The organism is Microcystis sp. M090S1, assembly GCF_020246295.1.
GTDB classification, from domain to species: domain Bacteria; phylum Cyanobacteriota; class Cyanobacteriia; order Cyanobacteriales; family Microcystaceae; genus Microcystis; species Microcystis aeruginosa.
The window spans coordinates 1-3274 of sequence record NZ_JADBTF010000485.1 but is presented as its reverse complement, the minus strand read 5'-3'; the positions used below and the strand labels follow the sequence as shown (position 1 = coordinate 3274).

3 protein-coding genes and 2 pseudogenes are annotated in these 3274 nt (G+C 41.6%); 4 read left to right on the top strand and 1 reads right to left on the bottom strand.

The features are described from left to right. Nucleotides 1–69 (top strand): annotated as a pseudogene (locus IM477_RS23465) (IS200/IS605 family transposase); the annotation flags it as partial. A gap of 7 nt (nt 70–76) precedes the next feature. On the opposite strand, the pseudogene IM477_RS21445 reads toward IM477_RS23465, so the two are convergent. Beyond that, nucleotides 77–235: pseudogene (locus IM477_RS21445) on the bottom strand (CoA-binding protein); the annotation flags it as partial. 41 nt (nt 236–276) lie between these two features. Here IM477_RS21445 and IM477_RS21440 point away from each other — a divergent pair. The 3 genes from IM477_RS21440 to IM477_RS21430 all read left to right on the top strand — a co-directional run bounded on the left by IM477_RS21440 (nt 277) and on the right by IM477_RS21430 (nt 2178). Continuing rightward, entirely contained in the window at nt 277–480 is a 204-nt protein-coding gene (locus IM477_RS21440) for a hypothetical protein (protein WP_287733385.1), read from the top strand. Beyond that, nucleotides 467–1141 carry a TIGR04283 family arsenosugar biosynthesis glycosyltransferase gene (locus IM477_RS21435; RefSeq protein ID WP_287733384.1) on the top strand — a complete coding sequence of 225 codons (675 nt, stop codon included), beginning with the start codon at nt 467–469 and terminating at the stop codon, nt 1139–1141. Before IM477_RS21440 ends, IM477_RS21435 begins: the two co-directional genes overlap by 14 nt. Nucleotides 1142–1461: 320 nt before the next feature. After that, nucleotides 1462–2178, top strand: coding sequence for a choice-of-anchor K domain-containing protein (locus IM477_RS21430; RefSeq protein WP_502866553.1), 717 nt, complete (start codon nt 1462–1464; stop codon nt 2176–2178). Nucleotides 2179–3274: the final 1096 nt, after the last annotated feature.

Sequence of the window (3274 nt, the reverse complement as noted above, 5' to 3'; positions counted from 1 at the left end):
TCTTCTGTAGGAGGTGCGCCACTGGAAGTTCTTAAGTCTTATATCAAAGATCAGGAAAAGCCGTCGTAAAACGACGGGGTTTTAACCCAAATTTTCGATAACCCACCGCTTGCAGGAATTTGGCCACCTGATAGCTGGCGCGGCTCGATTTCTCAGAATGCCCGACCACTGCGATAATTTTACTATTGCCGAGAATGGTTTTGAGCGCACCATCGTCTCCTTTAATATTCGGCATTGTCCCACCTATCTTAGAACAGAGTTTCGTTTCTCATAAAGATGAAGTGTAACCTAATTTGGTATCGACTTTTGACTCCAGCTTTAGCCACTCTGAATAACTGGCAGCGATGTTTAACTTTTTTACCAGAAAAACAGTTATTACAAATCGAAATCAATCCCTCGGTATCTGTAGTAAAATTTACCCGATGGTCGCCCCTAAATCCTCTGACTTTAGTTAGCGCAAAACCTGATGAATTATCTTAGTATTATCATTCCGACTCTTAATGAGGAGTTAAGAATTGCAGCAACGTTAAAACAGATAGGTGCGGGGGTAGAAATTATTGTTGTCGATGGGGGAAGTACCGATAAAACTATAGAAATAGCGAAAAAATTGGGAGCGAAAGTAATTATTTCACCCAGAAAAGGTCGTGCATTTCAGATGAATTTAGGAGCCAAAATAGCCAAAGGAGATATTTTGTTATTTCTGCACGGAGATACTTTACTTCCCCAAAATTATCAAGAACAAATTATCAATACTTTATCCCAATCTGGGATAGTAGCGGGGGCCTTTGAATTAAAAATTGATGGAGAGGAAAAAACCCTGCGTTTAGTGGAAAAATTAGTTAATTGGCGTTCTCGCTGGCTTTCCCTTCCCTACGGAGATCAAGGAATATTTTTAAAAGCCTCAATATTGGCAGATTTGGGCGGTTTTCCTGAGTTGCCAATTATGGAAGATTTTGAATTAATACAAAGATTGAAAAAAAGGGGTAAAATAGCCATAGTTGCTGCTGCGGTGATTACCTCGGCAAGACGTTGGCAAAAATTAGGAGTTGGCAAAACCACCTTAGTTAATCAATTAGTTATTATTGGTTATTATCTAAAAATTCCGCCTAGTTTGTTGAAAAGTTTTTATCGTTTATGGTAATAAAGGCTTGCTGAAAAAGTATTTGAGGTCATTGTGTAATGTAGAGGCGCAACGCTTGCGCCCATAATGTGACATTGTGAACATTTTTCAGCCAATATCCAAGAGAGGCAAAGACAATTATACAATCGAAGAAACCCTGCCAAAGAAGAGGTTTCCATGGCGCAAACATTAACAAAAATCATCAAAAATGCGGGGGGGGGTAAGCATTACTTATTGGTAGCAGGCAGTACCAGTCTTTTGAAAAATACAATGATATAGTCGAGGAAACCATACCAAAGAAGAGGTTTCCATGGACAAAACATTAACAAAAGTAATCAAAAATGTGGGGGGGGGGTAAGCATTGCTTATTGGTAGCGGGGGCAACTCTAGCCATCCTAACCCCTTTCCAAGCCGCCCAAGCTGTAACTGCTGTAACTGTAGTTGTAGGGACAGGGACAGTGACAGGCTATTTTGACAACCCCATCACGATCCCTAGCTCAGTATACACGGGCAACGGAACCGACACCATCGAATGGGGAACGCCTTTCTCCGCTGATTCATTTACTAATATATTGTCCTTTACTCCTTCTGACTTTACCAATCAGCCCAAGGGTCAAGACTTTGTTGCCGGGCGCTTGTATTACCGTAATGGCACTATTCCTCTCAGCACTCGGATTGATGGGGTTGATCTGATAATCAACACTACTTCCTCCGACCCAGATTTCACTCAAACATTGCCATTAAAAATCACGATTGTAAACACCCCAAATGTTGCCGATCCTATCGCTAGTGCAGATTTCATTTACTTTACGGATTTCCCCGATCTCGGTAGTTTCAGGGTACTAGAAGGAGAAGAGACTTATGTAGAAGTTATAACTCAGTTTAATTCCCTCGATCTTGTTGGTTTTGGAGCCGTGGGTGATCCTTTAAAAGGATTTTTATCACCCAGTACCGGTCCAAATCCATTTCCAGCGGTTCCAGAGCCTTCCTCGATTCTGGGGTTATTGGCATTGGGTTTACTGGGGATGGGTTCAGTATTTAACAAGCAGCGAAAATAAATTGACAAGTGTGGGGATGGGATTTTTTCCATCTCCACTTGAGAAAAAACGCGCTCTAGAAACCTTCCAAATTTAACTCTTAATTTGAGTAAACAAATTTTTTTAAATTCCCTGGCAATTACTCAAAAAATTTGACATCTTATAGCGGACAGGTAAAAATAAAAACTTTTCTTTGCCAAGGCACCGATCGATATAGCGGTAAGCGCTTGAGTGAGATACAGACCAAGCTTTGCCTAGCATGGTTTATAGCTCGTGACACTGTACCTCATACGACTGCACACCGCTATAGGATAATTGATCATCGGAACATCTGCTCTGAGAATATGTCTCTTGATCGCCGTCAATTTCTTTATCTTTTAGGTGCTACCCTTGGCACAGCCACTCTTGCTGGTTTTAACCCTGCCGCTTTTATCGAAAAAATTAGATTTATTCAGCCAACTCTATATAGGGTTTTCATCCCTTGTAACCCCATCCATCGCATAACACAAACCGAAGAACCGGGCTATCTTAGGTTTGGTGGGTAAAATGTATTCTAAGATACAGTCCTGCTGGCGAGGGAGTGGAAGGAACCACTCCAGACACAGAGGACACAAAGATTGATCGCTTCTATAGTAAGTTAAACTGATCACACAAAGAACTGATAGGCTTTTAGCGGCTTGAGAACAAGCTTTATCAATCTATTCATATAATTGACAATTATCAAAAGCGCACACTGCCGGAAAGCCATTTATTTTTTACCGAAAAATTGGGATTAAAGCCTCGCCCTTTGAGGGCGACTTTATAGGATGTATGATATTAAGAATAGGGGGCCGGGTAAGCAACCGCTTAAAAAACCCAGTCATCAACCGATGAACGCACCTTGAAAACTAGAGTTATGGGGTTCTCTAGGGGAATGCTCCTATAGGTAAAAATTCTCAGCACCAAGTACCAGAGAAACCAAGTATTTTAGAGGTTTTGAACTGTATCGTAGGGGACCCCGAAAACAGGCTTCTGTAAGGTCGCGAAAGTCTGAGGAGAGAACCACCTCTGGGTGGGATTTCGCCAGGAATCTAATTCAAGTGGACTCGTTGAGCCAGAAATTCTCAGCAGTGATGCT